The sequence below is a fragment of the Deinococcus peraridilitoris DSM 19664 genome (assembly GCF_000317835.1).
In the GTDB taxonomy this organism is placed as follows: Bacteria; Deinococcota; Deinococci; order Deinococcales; family Deinococcaceae; genus Deinococcus_A; species Deinococcus_A peraridilitoris.
The window spans coordinates 3,498,276-3,518,360 of sequence record NC_019793.1; the positions used below are offsets into that span (position 1 = coordinate 3,498,276).

General features: G+C 65.1%; 17 protein-coding genes. 5 read left to right on the forward strand and 12 right to left on the reverse strand.

Annotated elements, in window-relative coordinates; all coding sequences use genetic code 11:
• Positions 1–26 precede the first annotated feature (26 nt).
• The 5 genes from DEIPE_RS16980 to DEIPE_RS17000 all read right to left on the reverse strand — a co-directional run bounded on the left by DEIPE_RS16980 (position 27) and on the right by DEIPE_RS17000 (position 4,734).
• Positions 27–932 carry a hypothetical protein gene (locus tag DEIPE_RS16980; RefSeq protein WP_015237209.1) on the reverse strand — a complete coding sequence of 302 codons (906 nt, stop codon included), beginning with the start codon at positions 930–932 and terminating at the stop codon, positions 27–29.
• Positions 933–1,013: 81 nt separating this feature from the next.
• A complete protein-coding gene (locus tag DEIPE_RS16985; protein WP_052326814.1) occupies positions 1,014–2,792 on the reverse strand; it encodes an ATP-binding protein in 1,779 nt (592 codons plus the stop codon).
• A 17-nt stretch (positions 2,793–2,809) separates the two neighbouring features.
• On the reverse strand, positions 2,810–3,841 hold the full coding sequence (locus tag DEIPE_RS16990; protein WP_015237211.1) for a DNA double-strand break repair nuclease NurA: 1,032 nt from the start codon (positions 3,839–3,841) through the stop codon (positions 2,810–2,812).
• Positions 3,842–3,955: 114 nt separating this feature from the next.
• Entirely contained in the window at positions 3,956–4,411 is a 456-nt protein-coding gene (locus tag DEIPE_RS16995) for a hypothetical protein (RefSeq protein WP_015237212.1), read from the reverse strand.
• A 125-nt stretch (positions 4,412–4,536) separates the two neighbouring features.
• Positions 4,537–4,734, reverse strand: a complete 198-nt coding sequence (locus tag DEIPE_RS17000) for a hypothetical protein (protein ID WP_015237213.1) — start codon at positions 4,732–4,734, stop codon at positions 4,537–4,539.
• A 226-nt stretch (positions 4,735–4,960) separates the two neighbouring features.
• Here DEIPE_RS17000 and DEIPE_RS17005 point away from each other — a divergent pair, with 226 nt between their 5' ends.
• Positions 4,961–6,064 carry a universal stress protein gene (locus DEIPE_RS17005; protein WP_015237214.1) on the forward strand — a complete coding sequence of 368 codons (1,104 nt, stop codon included), beginning with the start codon at positions 4,961–4,963 and terminating at the stop codon, positions 6,062–6,064.
• Positions 6,065–6,178: 114 nt separating this feature from the next.
• Here the strand turns inward: DEIPE_RS17005 and DEIPE_RS17010 are convergent, their stop codons facing one another.
• Complete coding sequence (locus DEIPE_RS17010; protein ID WP_015237215.1) at positions 6,179–6,448, reverse strand: hypothetical protein; 270 nt, start codon at positions 6,446–6,448, stop codon at positions 6,179–6,181.
• A gap of 126 nt (positions 6,449–6,574) precedes the next feature.
• Positions 6,575–8,695 carry an SF1B family DNA helicase RecD2 gene (gene recD2 / locus DEIPE_RS17015; protein WP_015237216.1) on the reverse strand — a complete coding sequence of 707 codons (2,121 nt, stop codon included), beginning with the start codon at positions 8,693–8,695 and terminating at the stop codon, positions 6,575–6,577.
• Positions 8,696–8,976: 281 nt separating this feature from the next.
• On the opposite strand from recD2, the gene DEIPE_RS17020 reads away from it, so the two are divergent.
• Both DEIPE_RS17020 and DEIPE_RS17025 read left to right on the forward strand, forming a co-directional pair.
• Positions 8,977–10,179, forward strand: coding sequence for an exonuclease SbcCD subunit D (locus DEIPE_RS17020; RefSeq protein WP_015237218.1), 1,203 nt, complete (start codon positions 8,977–8,979; stop codon positions 10,177–10,179).
• Positions 10,176–12,905, forward strand: a complete 2,730-nt coding sequence (locus tag DEIPE_RS17025; RefSeq protein ID WP_015237219.1) for an AAA family ATPase — start codon at positions 10,176–10,178, stop codon at positions 12,903–12,905. The genes DEIPE_RS17020 and DEIPE_RS17025 overlap by 4 nt, the downstream gene beginning before the upstream one ends.
• Positions 12,906–13,051: 146 nt before the next feature.
• Here DEIPE_RS17025 and DEIPE_RS17030 read toward each other — a convergent pair whose 3' ends face one another.
• Entirely contained in the window at positions 13,052–13,576 is a 525-nt protein-coding gene (locus tag DEIPE_RS17030; protein ID WP_245557555.1) for a hypothetical protein, read from the reverse strand.
• Positions 13,577–13,713: 137 nt separating this feature from the next.
• Between DEIPE_RS17030 and DEIPE_RS17035 the strand changes: the two genes are divergently transcribed.
• Entirely contained in the window at positions 13,714–15,240 is a 1,527-nt protein-coding gene (locus DEIPE_RS17035) for an outer membrane protein assembly factor BamB family protein (RefSeq protein WP_157448910.1), read from the forward strand.
• A gap of 114 nt (positions 15,241–15,354) precedes the next feature.
• Here DEIPE_RS17035 and DEIPE_RS17040 read toward each other — a convergent pair whose 3' ends face one another.
• The 4 genes from DEIPE_RS17040 to hisB all read right to left on the reverse strand — a co-directional run bounded on the left by DEIPE_RS17040 (position 15,355) and on the right by hisB (position 18,855).
• Positions 15,355–15,600 (reverse strand): hypothetical protein, encoded by a 246-nt coding sequence (locus tag DEIPE_RS17040; protein WP_015237222.1) that lies wholly within the window; start codon positions 15,598–15,600, stop codon positions 15,355–15,357.
• A 61-nt stretch (positions 15,601–15,661) separates the two neighbouring features.
• Positions 15,662–17,536, reverse strand: coding sequence for a 1,4-alpha-glucan branching protein GlgB (gene glgB / locus DEIPE_RS17045; protein ID WP_041231689.1), 1,875 nt, complete (start codon positions 17,534–17,536; stop codon positions 15,662–15,664).
• 99 nt (positions 17,537–17,635) lie between these two features.
• Entirely contained in the window at positions 17,636–18,268 is a 633-nt protein-coding gene (gene hisH, locus DEIPE_RS17050; RefSeq protein ID WP_015237224.1) for an imidazole glycerol phosphate synthase subunit HisH, read from the reverse strand.
• Positions 18,268–18,855, reverse strand: a complete 588-nt coding sequence (gene hisB / locus DEIPE_RS17055) for an imidazoleglycerol-phosphate dehydratase HisB (RefSeq protein WP_041231690.1) — start codon at positions 18,853–18,855, stop codon at positions 18,268–18,270. Before hisB ends, hisH begins: the two co-directional genes overlap by 1 nt.
• 199 nt (positions 18,856–19,054) lie before the next feature.
• Between hisB and DEIPE_RS17060 the strand changes: the two genes are divergently transcribed.
• Positions 19,055–20,026 carry an MBL fold metallo-hydrolase gene (locus DEIPE_RS17060; protein WP_015237226.1) on the forward strand — a complete coding sequence of 324 codons (972 nt, stop codon included), beginning with the start codon at positions 19,055–19,057 and terminating at the stop codon, positions 20,024–20,026.
• Positions 20,027–20,085 lie beyond the last annotated feature (59 nt).

Genomic DNA, 20,085 nt, shown 5'->3' on the forward strand with positions numbered 1-20,085 from the left:
GCCCCCGTGTCAGGCCGGACCGGGCTTCATGCTCCTTCACGGCAAGCCTCCAGCAGCTTTCCGGTGGCCTGGAGGGCTGTCGGACCGAGCGGGCTGCGCTCCAGGCCGAGCAGGGAGGCCAGGCGCTCGCGTCTGCTGGTGCTGAGGTGATTCCAGCCCACCAGGTCCGCGCGGTGTGTGCGCGCGGCCTCATCGCGCAGCAGGCGCACCGCGCCATCAAAATACCCAGCCTGAAACGCGGCCCGGGCGCGCCGTTCCTGCTCCACGAGACCCAGGCCGCGCGATGCCAGCAGCACCCTGCGCGCTTCGTCCTCTCCTGCGAAGCCGTAAAGTGACTCCAGGTGGTATACGGCTCGGGGAAACTTCAGCCCGGCCACCGCGCGCCAGGCGTGCGGAAGACGGATTTCGAATTCGGGCCACGCGTGCAGCCAGGTCAGCAGCGCCGGATACAGAAACGTCAGGGCCACCTCGCGCGCGATCACCAGACACTGCAGCTGACCTGCCACGCCCTGGCCGGGTCCGGTGAATTCGCGCTGCGCCTGCTCCAGCGCCGAGCGGGCGCTGTTGAGCAGGTCGGAGCGGTACGCGGCCCTTTTTTCATCTGAGAGTCCCCAGAGCGTCTTCTGGATGCGGGCGAAGTAGCCGGTGGGGTCGTAGGCGACGCGGGAGGTGGCGAGCAAGCCCAGCGGCGCCTGCTCACGGGCCGTGTCCCAGTCGCGCCACGCTTCGAGCTGCTCGTAAGGAAAACGTTCCTGGGTCAGGCCGGCGCGGGTTTCCGTGTGGTGGGACAGCAGACCCCGCTCGAAGGTCACGATGGTCGGGACGCTGCCACTCCAGGCATTTTCGGTGGCAAAGCTTCCCGCCCAGGCGACTGCCCGCACTTTGCGCTCGGTGACCAGCCGCTCCAGGATCCGCGCGGGTTCAGCGGGCATCAACGAGGATCCTCGCGCGTGAAATCGGGGAAGGCGTGAGATCTGGCACCAGGGCGACGGGTCTCACGCACTGCGGGAAGCTTACAGGCCAAGCCAGTCACTCGCCTGCTGTTCGACTTCTTCGGGCGCCTCGGCCTGCATGACCTCGTCCTTGCGGGTGGCGTACGCGGGAAAAGGAAAGGTGACCATCACCGGCGTGGGCACTTCGGGCTGCTGCAAAATCATGGTGCCCGGCTGCAGAATTGCGGCGCGCAGACGGTAGGTCGCGGGCAGGAAGCGGTATTCGGGCCGCTCGGCTTCGGCAGGATCGAGGCGGCCCACGACGCGGATGGCGGCGTTGCTGGTAATGCGCCGCTCGACCTCCGAAGCCGTCTGCTGTGCACCGATCAAGATGATGCCCATCGAGCGTCCGCGTTCGGCGATGTCGAGCAGCACCTCCTTGATCGGGCTGTCCCCGTCACGCGGCGCGTACTTGTTCAGTTCGTCGAGCACCACAAATACGTAGGGCTTGCGTCCCGAACGCTCCTTCTTGTCGAACAGCTCGCGCAGCACCACGCCTACCACGAACATCTGCGCGTGCGGGTGCAGCTGATGAATGTCGACCACGCTGAGCTGTACGCCCGGCCTTAGCACATCAGGCCGAAAGCGCGCGGCCTGCTCTGCGCTCAGGTCGCCGCGCACGAGCGGGGAGAGGTGCTTTTGCACGCCGCGCAGGCGGCGTACGAAGGCTTGCAGGGTGCCCTGGTTCTGCTTGGCGACCCACTTGGGATCGCCCGCGCCGTCGCTCTGCTCGAGCAACTTGTATTCGATGTACGACACCAGCTGTTCGAAGCTGGTCAGGCGCGTCTTGCCCATCTCGTCGAAGCCCAGGCCGAGTTCGATGGCCTGAAATTCATCCTGCTCGTTCCAGTCGTCGACCGTGAGGTAAGGCTTGTTTGGCTCGCTCATGGCCAACCGGTAGAGTTTTTCCTCCAGCCCGGAAATGACGAAGCCGAGGTTGAGGCTCGCTTCCCGGTCCGAGAAGCAGTACGGCAGCAGGCGCTTGAGACAGAATTCGCGCAGCGTCCACAGGTATGGCGTGACACCCTGCGCGCGCTGTTCGACGTGCGGTACTACGGCGTCCCCGCCGCCTGGATGAGGCGGGGCGAGGAACTGCACGTCGGTGAACGGAGTGCGTGGAAGCCCCAGCGCCCGGTAGCGGTCGCCGCTCTGAGCGCGGGCGGCCATCACCTTGCCTTCTTTTTCGCTCAGCTTGGCGTTGGGCAGGTCCAGAAAGAACAGATCCTCGCCCTTCACGTTGAAGATCAGGGCTTTGGTGTTGCCGCGTTCGGTTCCCAGCGCCTGGGAGTTGAAAATCGAGTACAGCAGAAACAGTGCATAGCTGGTCTTGGTGGCCACTCCCGACACGCCCGAGATGTTCACGTGCGCGCCCTGCGAACCGTTGAGGAAATCGAAGTTGAGCGCGACGGGCTGGCCGGAGCGCAGCAGGCCCGCCGGAAGCTGCGACTTCATGCCGTCCTGGTACAGGGCGCGGGCCAGATCCTCGTCCTGCGCGTGAAAGACCCGGTCGCCGGGCTGCGGTGGTACGAAGTCCTCGGGATCGACGCGGGTCACCAGCACGTGCGCGGTGTAGCTGGTGTTGGCGGGCAAAAAGCCGTTCACGACTTCTTCGACGTCACTCTCGAAGCTGACGCCTTCGTGGATTTTGCGCACAGCGTCCACTACCCCATAAAAGGCCACGCTGGAGCCGTCTGGCTTTCTGGTGCGTGCCACGATGAGATCGTCGAGCTGAACGCTGGCGCCCGCCACCACCGAGAACCAGAACTGCAGTGGTGTGGCTTCCTGGGTGCCGAGAATCATGCCAACCGGAGTTCCGCTCACGCCACGCCTCCGAGCGGCTGACCGAGTTCCTGGGCGATGTGCGCGCGAATACGCCGCATCACGAGCGAAGCGTCACCCATCGCACGTCCCATTGCCTGCTCCAGCGCCCGGGTCGGAATCAGATTCTGCGGCGCACGCGGGTCCTTGTGGGCCTTGGAGGCGAGCTTGCACAGCAAGTCGCCGCTCAGGTCGGCAATGGCGCGTACGATGTTGGGCAGCTCGGTGTTGTCACCCGCGTGCATCTCCAGCCGCATTACACCCGCGTAGGGATGCTGGTAGAACTCGGCGTCACACAGGCGCACATACCAGGTGAAGCGCGCTTCGCCGGAGCCGTCATAGCGAAAGTAGAGAATCGGGCTGCGCTCGCCGGGGCGCAGTTCGGAGAGCAGATAGGCACGGTCGGCGCTGACGTACAGGGTCTGCATGGTCTTCACGCATCCGACCACCGCGCCACCGCCGAAGCCGGGGCGCACCGGGCCATCTTGCAAGGTGAGTGCAGCGAGATCTTCCTCGTCGTCGTCCTCGCTCCACGGTACCTGTGACGCGAAGGCGTGCGAGAGTTTCTGCTCCTCACGCAGCATCAGGGACTGGATTTTCTGGGCGGGCGCACTCTGGGTGTTGCCTTCGGCGTTCTCCACCCGGTAGAGCAGCTCTCCGGTGTGGGGGTTGCGGGGAATCAGGCGCGCGCCCTCGGCCTTGACGTCCCCGCACAGCGCCAGTATCCGGCTGGCGCGGACGTGCTGCAATTGCGCTTCACGCCGTCCGTGTGGATCCAGCTCGACAGCGCCCACCACGTAGGCGCCATAGCCACCAAACAGTGGCGCTGCACCGTTCTCGACCAGCAGGCGGGCTTCCATGCGGGGTTTGCCGTCCACCACATAGACCGTGTGCAGATTCTGCGGAATCGTGCGGCGCGCCAGCCGTTCCCAGCGGTTCGACTCGATATCGATCACGTCCCCCTTGAAAGCGTTCAGGCTCATCTGAGGATCAAGGGTGTCGATGGGCCAGGGGTCGAGGCGAATCCGCATGCAGCCATGTTAGCTCAAGGGTCCAGTTCGGCAGTTGAAGGAGACGGAAATCTGATGCGTGAAGTGAGCAGAGGACCGCCCGGTTGGGCGGTCCTCTGCTCTTCTGGGGTGGATTTACCTGAAATTGACGCCGAGTTTGAAGCCCGGAATAGCGTAGCCGATCAGGCCGCCCCCACCGCTGCCAGTCACGAAGGCCGGACCGATGTTGGCTTCACCAAAGAGGCTCACGCCATTCTGAAAGTTGTATTCGACCACACCCAGGATGTTGGGACGAACCAGCAAAGCGCCCGCGCCGCCCGCGCTGATGAAGCCCAGGTCGGTCCCGAAACCGTAGCGCGACTTCCAGGCGCCGTCGTTGCTGAGGTTGCCTCCCGGCAGGATGATCGCCGCGTTACCGGTCACGATCAGCGCACCGCCAAGCGCCAGGGGCACGCCCACACCGAACCGTGATGCGAAATTTCCGTTGTCCACCGTGTACTGGGCACCCAGCGTGTAGAGGCCAAAGTAGCCTTCAGCTGACGCCATCGACACCATGCCGGCGAATGCGAGAGCCATAAAAGTTTTCTTCATGAGAACCTCCGCGGGAACGATAGCATGGCGCTGAGCCGAGGCGACCAGCAAATGGGGCCCGGCCCCGCGAAGAGTGCAAGAGGAGGGCGCGGACGCCATGGCGTCCGCGCCCTCCTCTTGCAGCCTCAATCCAGCAGTTCCGGAAAGTTGAGCTGCATTTCGTTCCAGGTCAGCAGCCGCATGCTGCCGTCCGCTTCGTCGAACAACCAGAAACGCGGCACGCTGTCCTTGTAGATCACGCTGCCGTCGTTGGCGATCAGGGCGCGTGCACATTTTTTCAGGTGAGTCTGGCACTCCTCGCCATCCAGCACGAGTTCTTTCACGACATTCTCCTTGACACCTCAGGGCGCCTCACGCCTTCCAGCATACTCCAGGACATCCTGACAATTATGGGTATCTTCATGTTCTGTGCCCGCTGCGCGCTCGCGCCGGGGCGAATAATAGGCCGCGCCGCCCTGGCTTGGGTGAGAATGCAGGTCGGCTTGCTCTTCAGGTCCACGCCGAACGCTGGAGCTTGTGCTGAGACGGGCCAGCGTTACAATAGCGGGCATGGCCGAGCCAGACGAGGCGAGCCCGCTCACTCAGCAGACCCCCGATGAAAACGCGGCCCGCCCGCGCGGTCGCCACAAGATCTATGTCGGTATGGCCAGCGGGGTCGGAAAAACCTACCGTGCCCTGCAGGATCTTCACGAGCTGCTGGCCGCAGGGCGCCGGGTGATGATCGGGGTGCTGGAGACACACGGCCGACGTGAAACCCAGGACGTCGCGTACGCGCTGCCGTCCTTTCCACGTCGTGAAGTGGAATTCAAAGGGGCGGTGTTGAGTGAAATGGACTTGGGAGGGCTGTTGCACCTCCGCCCCGAAGTGGTTCTCGTCGACGACCTGGCGCACACCAATGCGCCCGGCAGCGCTCACGCGAGGCGGTATGAGGATGTCGAAGACCTGCTGGCGGCCGGCATCGACGTTGTTTCTACCGTGAATATCCAGCACCTCGAAAGCCTCAACGACCTGATCGCGCGTTTGACCGGCGTGCGCGTGAAGGACCGCCTGCCCGACAAGGTGCTGCAGGAAGCCGACGAGGTGGTGCTGGTGGACGTCAGTCCACAGACCCTGCAACACCGCCTGCGTGCCGGAAAAATCTATTCCCCTGACAAGGTCGACGCCGCGCTCAAGAACTTTTTTACCGAAAGCACCTTGACGACGCTGCGTGAACTGGCGCTGCGGCAGGTCGCGGACGCCGTGCAGGGTGAGGATCAAGACAACGGCGGTGTCAAGGAGCGCATTCTGGTCGCCTGCGCCCTGGAGCCCGAATCGGGCCGGCTGATCCGCCGGGGCGGGCGCATTGCCAGTCGGCTCGGCGGGGAACTTGACGTGGTCTTCGTGAGTTCAGGGAAGCCCGATGCCCAGGGCGAGCAGCTCCTGCAGTTTTTTCAGGACACCACCGAGGCACTGGGAGGCCACTTCAAGGTCATTCCCAGCCAGGGAAACATCGGACGCACCCTGGTGCAGTATGTCGAGGCAAATCACATCACCCAGGTGGTGATCGGTGAGAGCAGCCGTTCCCGCTGGGAGGAATTTTTGCGCGGTTCGATCGTACATACGGTGCTGCGCCACACCCGCAACGTGGATGTTTACGTCCTGACACGCGAATAGCGTCCGATGGCCACAAAGTCACCGGGCACGACGAAGCTGTTTCATGTCATGGGGGAGTGGTTCTACTTGCCCGCCGGGCGTTTCCCGAAGGCTTGGTCTCGAAGGCCTGGGCTCTCAGCTGTCACTCGTGCCGGTGACTCCGCCTCGCGGACCCGACACCAGGCCTTCCACGGTCGCCTCTTCACGGGCACGCTGTTCAAGCGAGGCCTGGTCGGGCTCAGCGCTGACAGAAGCACCCTGCTGCAAGTTGCTGTACCGCTCGGTCGAGGGAGCCGCGTCCCGCGCGCCCGAGATGCCGTCGAGGCTCCGGTCCTGGTGTTCGGGTGTGTCCTCGCTGATGCCGCGCAAACCTCCCGTGGCCATCATTCCAGTGTCCTCAGTCATCGCTCCTCCGTAATTTGCTCTTCAGCCTCTTCAGCTTAGAAGCGGTGTCATGCGGAGGCCCTGAGGAACAGCGCAGGGAGGCTTCATCATCGCAAGCGCGCCAGGCGCCGCCCGATGCGGCCCCGGTCACGCTCCACGGATACGTTCGAGCAGGTGCGTGTGACGCACTTCGCGCTGACGCGACGCGGCAATGGCCCAGGCCCGCTCGGAGCCGACCGCCAGGAAACGCTCGCTGGCCCGTGTCAGGGCCGTGTAGGCCAGATTGCGCGACAGCATGTTCGCGTGGGCCTCGTGCAAGACGCCCAGCACGGTCTTCCACTCGCTGCCTTGCGCGCGGTGTACGGTCAGCGCGTAGCCCAGCTGCAGATTCCACAGCTCGGCGCCGGACAGTTCGACGATATTGCCCTCGAAGTCCACCTGAACTTTCCCGCCGCCTTCTGCGAGCACCAGGCCGAGCGTTCCATTGAACACCTCATTCTGGTAATCGTTCTTGGTCTGCACCACGTAGTCGCCTGCGCGCACTTCGAACTCGCCGATGCGCGTGCCGCCCGAGCCGGGATTGAACAGGCTCTGCAGGGCGTGGTTGAGCATTTCCACGCCCAGCGGGCCCTTGCGCATAGGGGAGAGGACCTGTACCATCGACGGCCCGCCCAGTTCGCGCACCAGCAAAGCCACCCGGCGCGCGCCCACGTCGCTTTCGACCTCGATGTGGCGCAAAGCCGCAGGCCCGAAGACGGGCGGCTGACCACCCAGCAACCCGTGGGCGGCAGTCACAATCGGACTTTCGGCCGCCTGACGGTAAATTTGCTGCAGGCGCACGGTGGGCGCGATCTGGGTCAGCGCGAGGAGGGGCAGGCCTGCATCGACGGGCGGCAGCTGATCAGCGTCCCCCACGAGCAGTACGCGCGTGCCCGGCCCAAGGGCACTGAGCAGGGCCAACAGCAACGCGTCGCCGCACATGCTGACCTCGTCCACGATGATCAGGTCGTAGAGCAGTGGCTCGATGGGCCCGAAGCGAAAACCGTCCGGGCCATACCCGAGGAGCCGGTGAATGGTGCTGGCAGTTCTGCCCGTCACTTCGCCCAGCCGGCGCGCCGCCTTGCCGGTTGGCGCGCACAGGCCGACTTCCAGCCCGAGCTTCTCGGCCAGATCGGCCACGGCCCGCGTGGTGGTGCTCTTGCCGGTGCCCGGTCCGCCCGTCAGCACCACCAGCCGGTTTTCTTCCAGTAACTGCAAGATTTCGGCCTGCTGGGCACTGAGCCCGCGGGCGTCCTTTTTCGTGACGGTCCATTCGTCGCTGGGCGGCGTGGCCAGCAGCGTGCGGATGGTGCTCGCGAGCTTCTTTTCGGCGCGCAGCACGCTCGGAAGGTAGATACGCCCGTCATCGTCGATGACCCGTCCGAGTTCGCTGGCGCTTTCCAGGGCAAATTCGGCCTGCAGCGGCGAGACCCGCGCGTAGTGGACGAGCCCCCTGAGCGCGCGTTCGTGCGGCAGGTAGGTGTGCCCACCCGCCAGCTGGGCCTGCTGCAGGGCATAGACCGCCGCGGCCGTCAGTCGTCGCGGGTCGTCGCGTTGGATTCCCTGCTTCTCGGCGAGCTTGTCGGCGGTGAGAAAGCCGATGCCTTCGATTTCCGTGAGCGCGTAAATATCCGAATTGAGGTGATCCAGGGCGTTCGAGCCGAAGTGCTTCACGGCGCGCTGGGCCTGCGAGATGCTGAGTCCCAGACCTTGCAGCCCTGCGATCAGGCGACGCTCGCCTCCCGCTTCTTCCCAGCTCTGCACGATTTTGTGCAGGGTGCTGCGGGTCACGCCGGGCACCGACAGCAGCCGTTCGGGGTCCTCACTGAGAATGTCCAAGGCGTCGGCACCGAAATGCTGCGCGATGCGTCCTGCCAGCACTTTGCCGACTCCGGCGACGCGCGCTTCCAGGTAGGCCGCGACACCCTCTTCGTTGAGCGCCACGGGCACGTCGTCCAGCAGCAGCAGCTGAATGCGGTACTGATACCCGTATTCGCGGTGCTCTTCGAGGGTAACCTCGGCGTTGAAGGTGTCACCGGACTCCAGCGGGGGCACCATTCCGACCAGGGTGGCGTCGTTGTCCCGGCCTTCTTCGTTTTCGATGGTTGCCGAGAGCACGGCAAAGCCGCTGTCAGCACGGAAGCGCACTTTGTTCACGCTGCCACGCACCCGCAGATGCTGAGCGGATGGAGCGTCGGGGTTCGAGGTGAGCGGAGAATCTGGGGTCACGGCGTTATGTGGACAGCATAGCGGAGATCCGGTGGCGAATGCGAGGCAAGACAGCTGCGGCCAAAAGGCTCACGCGCCCGAAGTGGGTTTCCGAGCTGAGCGCGTCCAGCTGACGGTCACACGCGCACTCAGCGCACTCAGCGGGAGGCGTGTTCCAAAGATTCACAGCACCTGGCGCGGAGGGCCCAGGTGCAGGCTGTGGTCGTCTTGCCGCGCCGCCGGATACGTCATCGTGATTTGGGCGGCGTCCGCTTCTTCTGCTTCAGGCATAATGAAGGCTCATGCGTTTACTGCACACCGCCGACTTCCACGCCGGACGCACCCTGCGCGGCTTTGACCGGACCCCTGAAATTCGGGCCGCCCTCACCGAAGTGGCCGATCTCGCGAAGAGTGAGCGGGCAGATGCCGTTCTGGTGGCCGGCGACCTCTTTGATTCGGTCAACCCCAGTGCCGAAGCCGAGTCGGCCATCTATGATTTCTTTTTGCGTCTGCGCGAACTGGAGATTCCCAGCGTCGCGATTGCCGGCAACCACGACAGCGCCAACCGACTTGCTGGCCTTTCGGGTCTGCTGGGCTGGGTCGGGGTGCACCTCGTCGCGCAGATGCCCGCGAGTCCGCAGGCGGCGGTGCGCACCATCACCGCCAAGAACGGCACGGACCTGGTGGTGGCGGCCTTTCCGTTTCTCAGCGAGCGTCGCCTGGTGAAGTACGCCGACGTGCTCGGCGGGGACGTCGGGGCCTGGCGGCAGAAGTACCGCGAAGGCATGGGTTTTTTCATGGGGCAGTTCGAGCGTTCCTTCCGGGCGAACGCTGTCAACACCCTCATGCTGCACGCGACCGTCGAAGGCAGTGCCCCGTCGGGCTCCGAGCGGACCTTCCTGTTCGACCTGACCAACGCCTACACCGTGTCGCCCCAGCAATTCCCGACCAGCGCCCAGTACGTTGCGCTGGGTCACGTTCACAAGCCGCAGCAGCCCTCCGAGGCGCCGCCCGCGTATTACCCGGGCAGCCTGATTCAGCTGGACTTCGGGGAGGCCGGCGAGCGCAAGGGAGTCAACCTGGTGGAGGTCGAGCCGGGCCGACCGGCCAAAGTGCATTTTTTGCCGCTCTCGGCTGGAAAACCCTTGAAGGTGGTCAAGTCGGACCTTGACGATCTGGACCGCAAGCTGGCCGCCGTGGCGGACTTTCCCGGCTTGCTGAAGGTGGTGGTGCAGGTGCCGGGCGGAGCGACGATGCCCGGACTCAAGGACCGGGTGCTGCGGCTGTTGCCACAAACGCTCGCCATCGAAACCGAAGCGGTGGGCGAGGCAGCGCCGGCCAGCGTGGAGCGCCGCGACGGCCTGACCCCGCTGCAGCTGTTCGAGCGGTACTATCGGGAGCGGCGTGGCGTCGAGACCCTGCCGTCGAACCTGAAAGCCGCCTTCGAGGAAGCCGACCGACTGGCCCGCGAAGAAGAAGTGCCGGGTGCCGGGGTGAACGCATGAAGCCGCTCAAGCTGGCCGTGCAGGGCTTCACCTGCTTTCGACAGCACGTCGAAATCGACTTCGAGCACCTGGAACTCTACGCCATTCAGGGCCCGACGGGCAGCGGGAAGTCGAGTCTGCTCGACGCGGTGATGTACGCGCTGTACGGCCAGACGCCGCGCCTAGGCAAGATCGGGCACGACGCGCTGATTTCGCAGGGTGAGCGGGGTCTCTCGATCAGTCTGGAATTCGAGTCGGCCGGTGCGCGCTACCGAGTCGCGCGCGCGCGTGGGCGACGGCAGGCCGACAACGAGGTGCGTTTCGAGACCTGGAACGGTGAACGTTTCGTGACGCTCACCGAAACCAAGAAAGCCGAGACACAACTGGCGATCGAGAAGGTGGTCGGACTCAACTTCGATTCGTTTACCCGCGCCGTGGTCCTGCCGCAAGGACAATTCGACCGTTTTCTGCGAGGCACCGGCAAGGAGCGTCAGGAACTGCTGGGCGCGCTGCTGGACCTCGACCACTACAGACGCATGGCCGAGGTGGCGGGTGAACGCAAGGCGGCCCTGAGCGCCGATCTGCGCGCCCAACAGACCCTGCTCGACGGCGAGTACGCCAGCCTGACGCCAGAGGTACTGGACGGCTGGCGAACTGAAGTGCGGCTGGCCGAGGAGGCCGCCGAGCAGGGTCAGTCGGTGCGTGAGCAGCTGAGCGCTCGGGTCGCCGAGCTGGCCCAGATCGGGGCGCTGCACGCTCAGCTGAGAGCGGCACGCGCTTCACTGAGCGAGCTCGAGGAGCGCCGTGCGGCGACCAACGAAGCCCTGGAGCGCGCCCGCCGTGCCCGCCGGGTCGCGGGCGTTCTGCCGCGCATCGAGGCGCGTGACCGCGCGCAGTCACGCGCTGAGCGGGCGATGGCGGAGGTCAGCGCAGCCCGGCAGACACGTGATGAGCGCGTCGTCGGGGTGCGCGCGGCGCTGCAGCAGTCCCAGGAGGCGCAGAGCGCTCTGCAGGAATGCCCTGCCTTGCAGCGCCGCGCGGACGGCCTGCACGAGGCCGAACGTAAACTGGCAGTGTTGCGGCGTCACGGCGGTTCGCTCGGGCTGACCGACCCATCGCCGCGCGCCTGGGACGAAGACGCTTTTGTGCAGGCACGTGAGCGCGTGAATTTCCAGCAGCAGCTTTCGGTCGAGGCGAAAGCCATCGAACACGAAGCGCGTGAAATTGCCGCCCTGCGGCTGCGGGTGGCGAGCGACGACGAAAATCTGGCCGCCTGGCGCCTTCAGCAAGAAGACGTGACGGAAAAGGGCCGGCAGATTCGCAGTGAGCACGACGTGGCGGCAGCTGAATTGCGTTCCGTGCGCGAACGTGAGGGTGCACTGGCCTTGCGTCACCAGTTGCACGTCGGTCAGCCCTGCCCACTGTGCGAGCAGACGGTGCACGCGCTGCCCGCGCCTCCCGCCGTCGATATGGCTACCCTGGAACAGCGCACCTTAACGCTCGAGGAAGCCCTGCTGGCGCTGCGAGACCGGCTCAGCGAGCTGCGTGCCAACATCCGTGCGCTGGAGGGCACCGTGACCCGGGACCGCTCTGATCTCTATCGCCGTGAAGAGGCGCTCAACTCCCGCCGTGAGGCCCTGAGGCGCCTGCAGGAGCAGCTCTCAGGCGACGCTGCCGCCGAGGCGCGTTCGCTGTTGGCCGGTCTGGCCGCTGAATTGCGTGCCAGCGGTGACGACCCGGCCGGGCAACGGCGCGCGCTGCTGAGCGAAATTGCAATGCGGGTCTCCCGTACCGAGGAAATCCGTCGCCGCGCCGCGACCCTCGAGGTGTCGCTGGCCGCCGCCGAAGCGGCCCTAAGCTCCGCCGAACGCGGTATGGCCGAACGCCAGAGCGAATTCGACAGCGCGGAGCAGGTCCTGAGTACCAGCCTCGCCGAGCTGCGGCTGACCGAAGCGCAGGCCAGTTCGGCAGCGCTGCCCGAGCACGAGATCCTCGGGCTCGAAGAGCGCTACCGGCTGTGGAGCACGGTCCTGGAGAAATGCCAGGGCGAGGTGGCCGATCTGGAGAGCACTTTGGGTGGCCGCACGTTCGACGAGCGGGAGTTGCTTGAAGCGCGAGCGCAGTGTGAGCGTGCCGAGCAGTACGTCACGGCCTCACGGCGCCGCGCCGCGGAACTGGCGGCGCAGCTGCGCGCCGGAGAGGAGAAACTCGCGCGGAAACTCGAACTTGAAGCGGCCCTGGCCCGCACCTCGCGCGATCTGGACACCTGGTCGGCCCTGGCGCAGTCCCTTCGGGCCAACGAGTTCCAGCAGTTTCTGCTGGCTGAAGTCGAATCGAGCCTGCTGGACCGGGCGGGCGAGCTGCTGTTCGAGATCAGCGACGGACGCTACCGCCTGCTGCTGGAAAGCGGTGAGTACAGCGTGCAGGATCTATGGAATGCCGGCGAGACCCGCGGTGTCAAGACCCTTTCGGGAGGCGAGACTTTTCTGGCCAGCCTGGCCCTGGCGATTGCCCTGAGTGATTACCTTGCCGGGAATCATATTCTCGGGGCACTTTTTCTGGACGAGGGATTTGGCACCCTCGATCCGCAGGCCCTGGAAGCGGTGGCGGGCGCCCTCGAAAAGGTCCGTACTCAGGGCCGTACGGTGGGGGTCATTACTCACGTCGAGAGTCTCTCGGAGCGCCTGCCGTCACGCATTCTGGTGAGCAAGAGCGTGGCTGGCAGCCGCGCCCTCCGCATGGAATAAAGCCGGTCGAACACGGCGCTGTTCAGGCAGGGTAACCGACCCTTCGCGCGGCGGCAGGAACGCAACGTAAGTGGTCCGGAGACGGGGCAGCGGGACATGAAAAGAGCACTCCGGAGTTCCCGGAGTGCTCTGGCAGAAACAGACGCTCAGAGGCGGCGCATCAGGTCTTGCAGGGACTGCGTGTTGCGCCACTGCATGCCCTGCGTGACATAGGTGCGGGCAGTGTCGCGGTCACCGCGTTGCAGGGCCAGGTAACCGAGCTTGGCAGCGGACAGGGCGGCCAGGTCACGCTCGGCTTCGGTCAGCTCGCCCAGTTCCCTCCAGGCGTTGTAAGCGTTGATCCACCACTGGGTCTTGGTGTAGAGCTGTGCGCTGTAGGACCGGTACTCGCGGTTGTCAGGTTCGGCCATTGCCGCCATGCTGGCGTCCGTGACGGCAGCCTTCCAGAGGGTACGGTCGACGAAAGCCACCGGGTAGGCGACTTCGGCCTGCACGGCCTGCTCCTGGGCGCGGGCGAAGTATTGCTCGGCGCTCAGCTGTCCGGTGGCCTGGGTGGCCGGCGCGGCGGGCTGCGTCTGGGTCGTGGTTGTTGTGGTGGTCGTGGTGCCCGTTTGGGCGAATGCCATGGTGGTCATGCCGAGGATCACACTTACAATGAGAGTCTTTTTCATATCACTTAGCATTGTAGAAATGCAGTGTTGTAACGTCTACGAAGCAGCTTCTGAGCCAATGAAGCTTACAGGTCGCATGAAGACCGAATGAAGGAGTCCACTTTTAAATGAGAAAATCATTGACCTTCGCTTTGTTTATGCTTCATCTTTCCGGAGTAACATTGGCTGCCAGCCCTCCGGCGGTGGTGTGGCAGAAGCCGCTGAAAGGCCTGAGTGCCCTGGCTCTGACGGCAGAGGGCGACCTGCTGTTTGTCGGCAGTGATGCCAAAATACACCGCACCACCTCGGCAGGCGAGGAGCGCTGGACATACGCGCTGGGCGACATCGGGCGCGGGCAGCCGGTGGTTGCCCCAGGTGGCCAGATCTATGTGGTCAGCTATGACGACTATGTCTACGCCCTCACGCCCGACGGCAAACTGGAGTGGCGATACAAGCTTGACGGGGATATCTTTGCCACGCCGGCCTTGCGCACAGACGGCAGCCTGATTGTCGCGTCGACGGCAGGCCGGGTGGTGGCGCTGAGTTCGCAAGGTCAGGTACTGTGGACCTTCCAGGCAGGAGCGGGTATCTTTTCGAGCCCTGCCGTGTCTCTTGACGGCACCATTTATTTCGGCGCGCAGGATTCCACCCTCACCGCCTTGTCGCCCGACGGGCAGGTGAAATGGAAATTCTCGGCAGGCTCGTTCGTCTTTTCGAGCCCGGCCCTCGACGCACAAGGAAACATTTACTTCGGATCGTCAGACCGGCATGTCTATTCGGTGGACCCGGCAGGTCAGCTGCGCTGGAAAGTACAGACCCGACTGTTCGTCAACGCCTCGCCGATCATCACACAGCAAGGCCTGGTGGTGGTGGGAAGCTTCGACGGTACCCTGTACGCCCTGCAACAGGGCGGCACCGAAGCCTGGACCTACCGCGCCGGCGCGCCCATTGCTGCTCCCGCGGCGCAGCTGAGCAATGGTGATCTGGTGGTGGGTGACGCGCAGGGTACCCTGCACGCAGTGTCTGAAACCGGAAGGCCGCTGTGGCAGCTTCCGACCTCGGCGCGCATCGACGTATCGGCAGCGATCAGCGACTCGGGCATGCTCTACAGCGTTTCCAACGACGGACGCCTGCTGGCGATGGCTGTCGGGCAGGGCCCGGCCAGCGGCCCATGGTCGCAGTGGCGCTCGGTGCCGGCCGGCTGGGGACGCACGCTCACACCCAGCGAAATCACGGCGCGGGCCGAGCAGGTCGCCAACACGCCACGCGTGTCAGTCGCCGCGAGTGCCCCGGAGACTCAGGCGGCGCAGACCGAAGCGGCGCCGCCCGTACAGGGAACGCAGACGGCCGCCCCCCGGCCGCCGCTCGTGCCGTTTGTCCTCGACGCTCGCGGATTGATGACCAGTGCAGGCAGCGTGTATGTTCCATTGCGAGCGCTGGTGAATGCACTGGGTGGCCAGGTGCTCCTGCCCGGCAAAACTGAGGTGACCGTGCGCGTCGGTGCCCAGTCTCTGAGTCTTCCGGCCGCCGTGCGTGGCAACACCGCCTACGTTCAGGTGGGCGCCCTGCGTTCCTTGCCGGCACTGCGGGTCCAGTGGCAGGCCGCCAAGCGTGAGGTGCGCGTCATCACTCCGGACCGGGTGATCGTCATCCCCGTAGAGGCACAGGCAGTCAGCCGGATGTAACTGGAGTACGGCGGAAAGAAGAGCGGGCCTGCACTTGCCCGCTCTTCTTTCTTGCCGGTTGGGGCGCCCTTCTGCCCTCCGCCTGCCCTCCGCCTGCCCTCCGCATCGGCCCGCTCAGCGAGGTGTCTGTGTGACCAGCAGGACCAGCAGAACCACGTCGACCAGCCACGCCGCCGGACGCCGCGAGGCCGGGTCGTGGCGGGCGCGCAAGAGCTGCACGCCCAGTCGAGCGGCGAACAGTGCGGCGAGCATCCAGACGGGCGCCCGCCACAAGTCCACGAGCGCGGCGAAGAGCAGCAGGGCCAGCACCAGCAGGATGATCAGGTTGCCAAGCGGCAGCAGACCCGGATCTGGCTTCATCGGTCGCGGCCTCCGCATGGCCCGCGCCGCCGTGCTCGCCGCGCGCCCGGCCTGCCCAAAATCACTCTTTGACCAGCCACAGCACGCTGTTGGGCGCCAGATTCAGGCGCAGGTGCGCAGGCTGACCGTGCCACTGCCCCTCGCGCGCCTCCAGATCAGTCTGCCGGGTACCGAATCCACCGTATTCGGCCGCGTCAGTATCGAGTACCACGCGGTAACGGCCGCTCTCTGGAACGCCGATCATGTAGCCTTCCCGGTAGACCGGGGTGAGCGAGGCGACTACCAGCAGCCAGTCGCTGCCTTGCGGATCGCGCCGCAGGAAGGTGAAGACGCTGGCTTCGGCGTCGTTGGCGCTCAACCACTCCTGACCGGCTTCGTGATGGTCGCCGGCGTGCAGCGCGCGCTGCGCACAGTAGAGCCGGTTGAGGTCCCGCACCAGGACTTGCACCCCGCGGTGTTCGATGTGCTCCGTCACATACCACGGCAGACCGACGTTGTACTCCCACTCGGTGCTCTGCGCAAATTCCTGACCCTGAAACAGCAGCTTCTTGCCGGGCGTGGCCCACTGCAACGCCAGAAAGGCCCGCAGACCGGCGCGCTGCTGGTACCAGTCGCCGGGCATCTTGCTGACCATCGACTTCTTCAGGTGCACCACCTCGTCGTGCGAGATGGCCAGCATGAAATGCTCTGTCGTGCGGTACACGTTGAAAAAGGTCATCTTGCCGTGGTCGTACCGGCGGTACAGCGGATTTTTTTCGAAGTACGCCAGGGTGTCGTTCATCCAGCCCATCGCCCACTTGTAGTCAAAGCCCAGTCCCTGCGGCGTGGGCGAGGTCACGCCGGGAAAGGCGGTCGATTCCTCGGCAATCATCACCGCCCCGGGATGCAGGCTGTGAACGGTATCGTTGAGACGCTTCATAAAGGCGATGGCCTCGAGGTTCTCGCGCCCGCCGTAGATGTTCGGCAGCCATTCGGTGCGTGAAAAGTCGAGGTAGATCATGCTGGCGACCGCGTCCACGCGCAGGCCGTCGATGTGGTAATCCTCGATCCAGTTGAGGGCAGAGCCGATCAGGAAGGTCACGACCTCGTTGCGTCCGTAATCGAAGACGTAGGTGTTCCAGTCCGGGTGAAAGCCGCGCCGGGGATCGGCATACTCGTACAGCGCCGAGCCGTCCCAGAGGGCGAGTCCACTTTCGTCCGTCGGGAAGTGGCCGGGTACCCAGTCCACGTAGACGCCAATGCCACGCTCGTGCAGGTGGTTGATCATCCACTTGAAGTCGTCCGGCGTGCCGTGACGCGAAGTGGGTGCATAATATCCCGTCACCTGGTAGCCCCAGGACCCGTCAAAGGGATGCTCGGAGACGCCCATCAGCTCGACGTGCGTGAAGCCCATCTCGCAGACGTAGTCGGCCAGCCGTGTGGCGATCTCGCGGTAATTGAGGTACCAGCCGTCCTCGCGGCGCGACCATGAGGCCAGGTGGACCTCGTACACCGAGATGGGGCGGTCGTAGCCTGCGCCTTGCCGGGCCGAGAGCCACGCGTCATCGCTCCAGGCGAACGCTTCGGGTGCCCAGATGACCGAGGCGGTATTGGGACGCAGCTCCATGAATTTCCCAACCGGATCGCTTTTATGAACGGTATGGCCGGCGTGACTCGTGACTGCGAATTTGTACTGCTGTCCGTGTGCGGCGCCGGGCACGAACACGTGCCAGAACCCCAGTTCGTGCCGGTGCATGCCGTGCTCGAAGGGATTCCAGCCGTTGAAATCACCGATAACGCTCACCATCCGCGCGTTGGGCGCCCAGACCGCGAAACGCGTGCCGGGCACGCCGCCCTGCTCCACCACGTGGGCACCCAGCAGACGGTCCGGGCGGACGTTTTCACCTGAAGCAAGGCTCCAGAAATCCAGATAACTCAGCTCCGAGGGCAAAGACATGGCCATAGATTAAACGTCCGCCTTCGGGCGACGGTCATGCATGAAACCATTCAGAATTCGCGAACCGGCCACAGCGGCTGATCCCGGGCGGCGCGACGGTCAACGGGTGAGTGAGGCCGCCTCGACCACGTGGCGGCGAAAGCCGTGCAGAATCTCCAAGCCCACCGGGCCACTCTTCTCCGGGTGGAACTGCGTGGCGTGGATATTGCCCTGTGAAATGGCGCTCCAGGACGTAACGCCGTGCTCGCTGATGGCCCCGGCTTCCACTTCGGCGTCCAGCGGGACATAGTACGAATTGGCGAAGTACACGTAGGCGGGGCACGCCAGATCCCGCAGAATCGGCGAGTCACCCACCCGGTCGATCGAATTCCAACCCATCTGCGGCACGCTCACGTCGCCTCCATACCGGCGCACGATGCCGCCGAACAAACCCAGCCCTGGGGTCCCGGGCGCTTCCTCGGAACCCTCGAAGAGCAGTTGCATGCCCACGCAGATGCCCAGCAGTGGGACGCCGCGCCCGACGGCCTCGCGGAGCGGCTCCTCGAAACCTGAGGAGCGAAATGCCTCCATAACCTGCCGGAAGTGACCCTGACCGGGCACCACCAGGGCCGCCGCGTGGGACACCCGCGCAGGGTCGCTTGACAGCTCGACGTCCAGACCTGCACGGACCAGCGCCTTGTGGGCGCTGCGAAGGTTGCCCGATCCATAATCGATCAGCAGCGTCTTGCCCATCACAGCACGCCCTTCGTGCTCGGGGTGCCCTGACCGGTGATCCGCACGGCGTCCCGCAGGGCGCGCGCGAAGGCCTTGAATACCGCTTCGATGACGTGGTGTGCTTCACGGCCCGCCAGCAGGCGCACGTGCACGGTCACGCCCGCATGGTTGCACAGCCCGCGCAGGAATTCGCGCAGGTGATAATGGCTGAAGCCGCCCGCACTGCCCCAGACATCGAGCGATTCAGGCTCGAAGGCCAGATGGGCGCGACCTGACAGGTCGACGACCACGTGCGCCAACGTCTCGTCCATTGGCACGAAGGCGCTGCCGTACCGCTCGATGCCCGCGCGTTCACCCAACGCGCGTGACAGCGCCTGACCCAGCGTGATGCCCGTGTCTTCGGCCAGATGATGCACCTCGATGTGCAGATCACCCTGGGCGGCCACGCTCAGACCCAGCCGGCCGTGCCGGCGGAGTTGTTCAAGCATGTGGTCGAGAAAGCCGTGTCCGGTCGACAGCTCCCCCTCGACTGCCGCGTCGAGATCGAGCGTCACGTGAATGCGGGTTTCCAGGGTGTGGCGCTCGACGGACGCGGCGCGGGTCAGAACGTGGGTCACCCCGACATCTTACCGATCGGCAGCGAGCCCTTCCTGCGACACCGTAGACAATCGACAATCGGCCGTGCCGGACCGCCCCCGCGCCGTGGTGCGCCCGGTGGCGCCGAGAATCTGGCACGGGATACGGGCGATTGCAGCTCGCGTTCGGGGCAACGCCGGCCCGGCATGGTCTTGCTAGCTTGTGTCCATGCTCACCCATGTCCACGGCACTCTGTACGCCCTGCAAGTGCCCATTCCTTACCCCATGCGCTTCGTGACCGTGCTGATCGACACGGCGAGGCCGGTCACCCTGATCGACGCGGCGCTCGACACACCGGAAGCCCAGGCGGCCATCGAAAGCGCCCTGGGTGAACTCGGGCTGCATTGGGAGCGCATCGAGCGGGTCATCATCACCCATCATCATCCCGACCACTACGGGCTGGCCGGTTTGATCGAAGAGCGCAGCGGCGCGACCGTACACATGCTTGACCTCGACATCGCGCGCGGCGAACGCTACTGGCGCATGTGGGAACAGTGGCTCGCGGGGCACCGCAGGCACTTCGAGGATCACGGCATGCGCGGTGAACTGCTCACCGAGATGGAGAGCGAATCGCGCCGCTCGCGCGAGCGCGTTCACCCCGCGAGCCGCCTGCTTCCCCTGAGGCAGGGCGAGCGGATCGAGCTGACCGGCCTGCCCTGGGAAGTGTTGTGGCTGCCCGGTCATGCCGACGGGCATCTGGGCCTGTGGCAGGCCGACCAGCGTCTGCTGATCGCTGGTGACGCGATTTTGCCGCGCATCTCACCCAATGTCGGTCTGTACGCATACACGAGGCCCGATCCCCTGGGCGACTATCTCAGTACCTTGCGTACCTTGCACGATCTCGCGCCGCGCCGTTCCGTCGTCGGTCACTACGGGCCCTTTCTCGACGATACCCGTGAGCGTGCCGCCGAACTGCTCGCCCATCACGCCGAGCGCCTTGACTTGTGCCGAGCCGAGCTGTGCGCCCGACCACAGCACGCCTTTGAACTGTCCTTTGCCATGTTTCCGCGCGACTTGTCGGCCAGCGCCCGGCGCTTTGCGCTGGCCGAGACGCTCGCGCACGTGGAGTACCTGCGCCTGCACGGTGAACTTCTGCGTGAATGGCAAGGTCACGTCTGGGTCTACCGCGCCACGGCCTGACGGTGATCATACCGTGCGGCGTTCCTTTCGCTGGTTGTGGCCGAACGCTATACTCCCCC

Coding starts and splice junctions, on each gene's coding strand:
- DEIPE_RS16980 (WP_015237209.1), bottom strand. CDS start 932: ATGCCCGCTGAACCCGCGCGGATCCTGGAGCGGCTGGTCACCGAGCGC.
- DEIPE_RS16985 (WP_052326814.1), bottom strand. CDS start 2,792: ATGATTCTCGGCACCCAGGAAGCCACACCACTGCAGTTCTGGTTCTCG.
- DEIPE_RS16990 (WP_015237211.1), bottom strand. CDS start 3,841: ATGCGGATTCGCCTCGACCCCTGGCCCATCGACACCCTTGATCCTCAG.
- DEIPE_RS16995 (WP_015237212.1), bottom strand. CDS start 4,411: ATGAAGAAAACTTTTATGGCTCTCGCATTCGCCGGCATGGTGTCGATG.
- DEIPE_RS17005 (WP_015237214.1), top strand. CDS start 4,961: ATGGCCGAGCCAGACGAGGCGAGCCCGCTCACTCAGCAGACCCCCGAT.
- DEIPE_RS17010 (WP_015237215.1), bottom strand. CDS start 6,448: ATGACTGAGGACACTGGAATGATGGCCACGGGAGGTTTGCGCGGCATC.
- DEIPE_RS17020 (WP_015237218.1), top strand. CDS start 8,977: ATGCGTTTACTGCACACCGCCGACTTCCACGCCGGACGCACCCTGCGC.
- DEIPE_RS17025 (WP_015237219.1), top strand. CDS start 10,176: ATGAAGCCGCTCAAGCTGGCCGTGCAGGGCTTCACCTGCTTTCGACAG.
- DEIPE_RS17030 (WP_245557555.1), bottom strand. CDS start 13,576: ATGAAAAAGACTCTCATTGTAAGTGTGATCCTCGGCATGACCACCATG.
- DEIPE_RS17035 (WP_157448910.1), top strand. CDS start 13,714: ATGCTTCATCTTTCCGGAGTAACATTGGCTGCCAGCCCTCCGGCGGTG.
- DEIPE_RS17040 (WP_015237222.1), bottom strand. CDS start 15,600: ATGAAGCCAGATCCGGGTCTGCTGCCGCTTGGCAACCTGATCATCCTG.
- glgB (WP_041231689.1), bottom strand. CDS start 17,536: ATGTCTTTGCCCTCGGAGCTGAGTTATCTGGATTTCTGGAGCCTTGCT.
- hisH (WP_015237224.1), bottom strand. CDS start 18,268: ATGGGCAAGACGCTGCTGATCGATTATGGATCGGGCAACCTTCGCAGC.
- DEIPE_RS17060 (WP_015237226.1), top strand. CDS start 19,055: ATGCTCACCCATGTCCACGGCACTCTGTACGCCCTGCAAGTGCCCATT.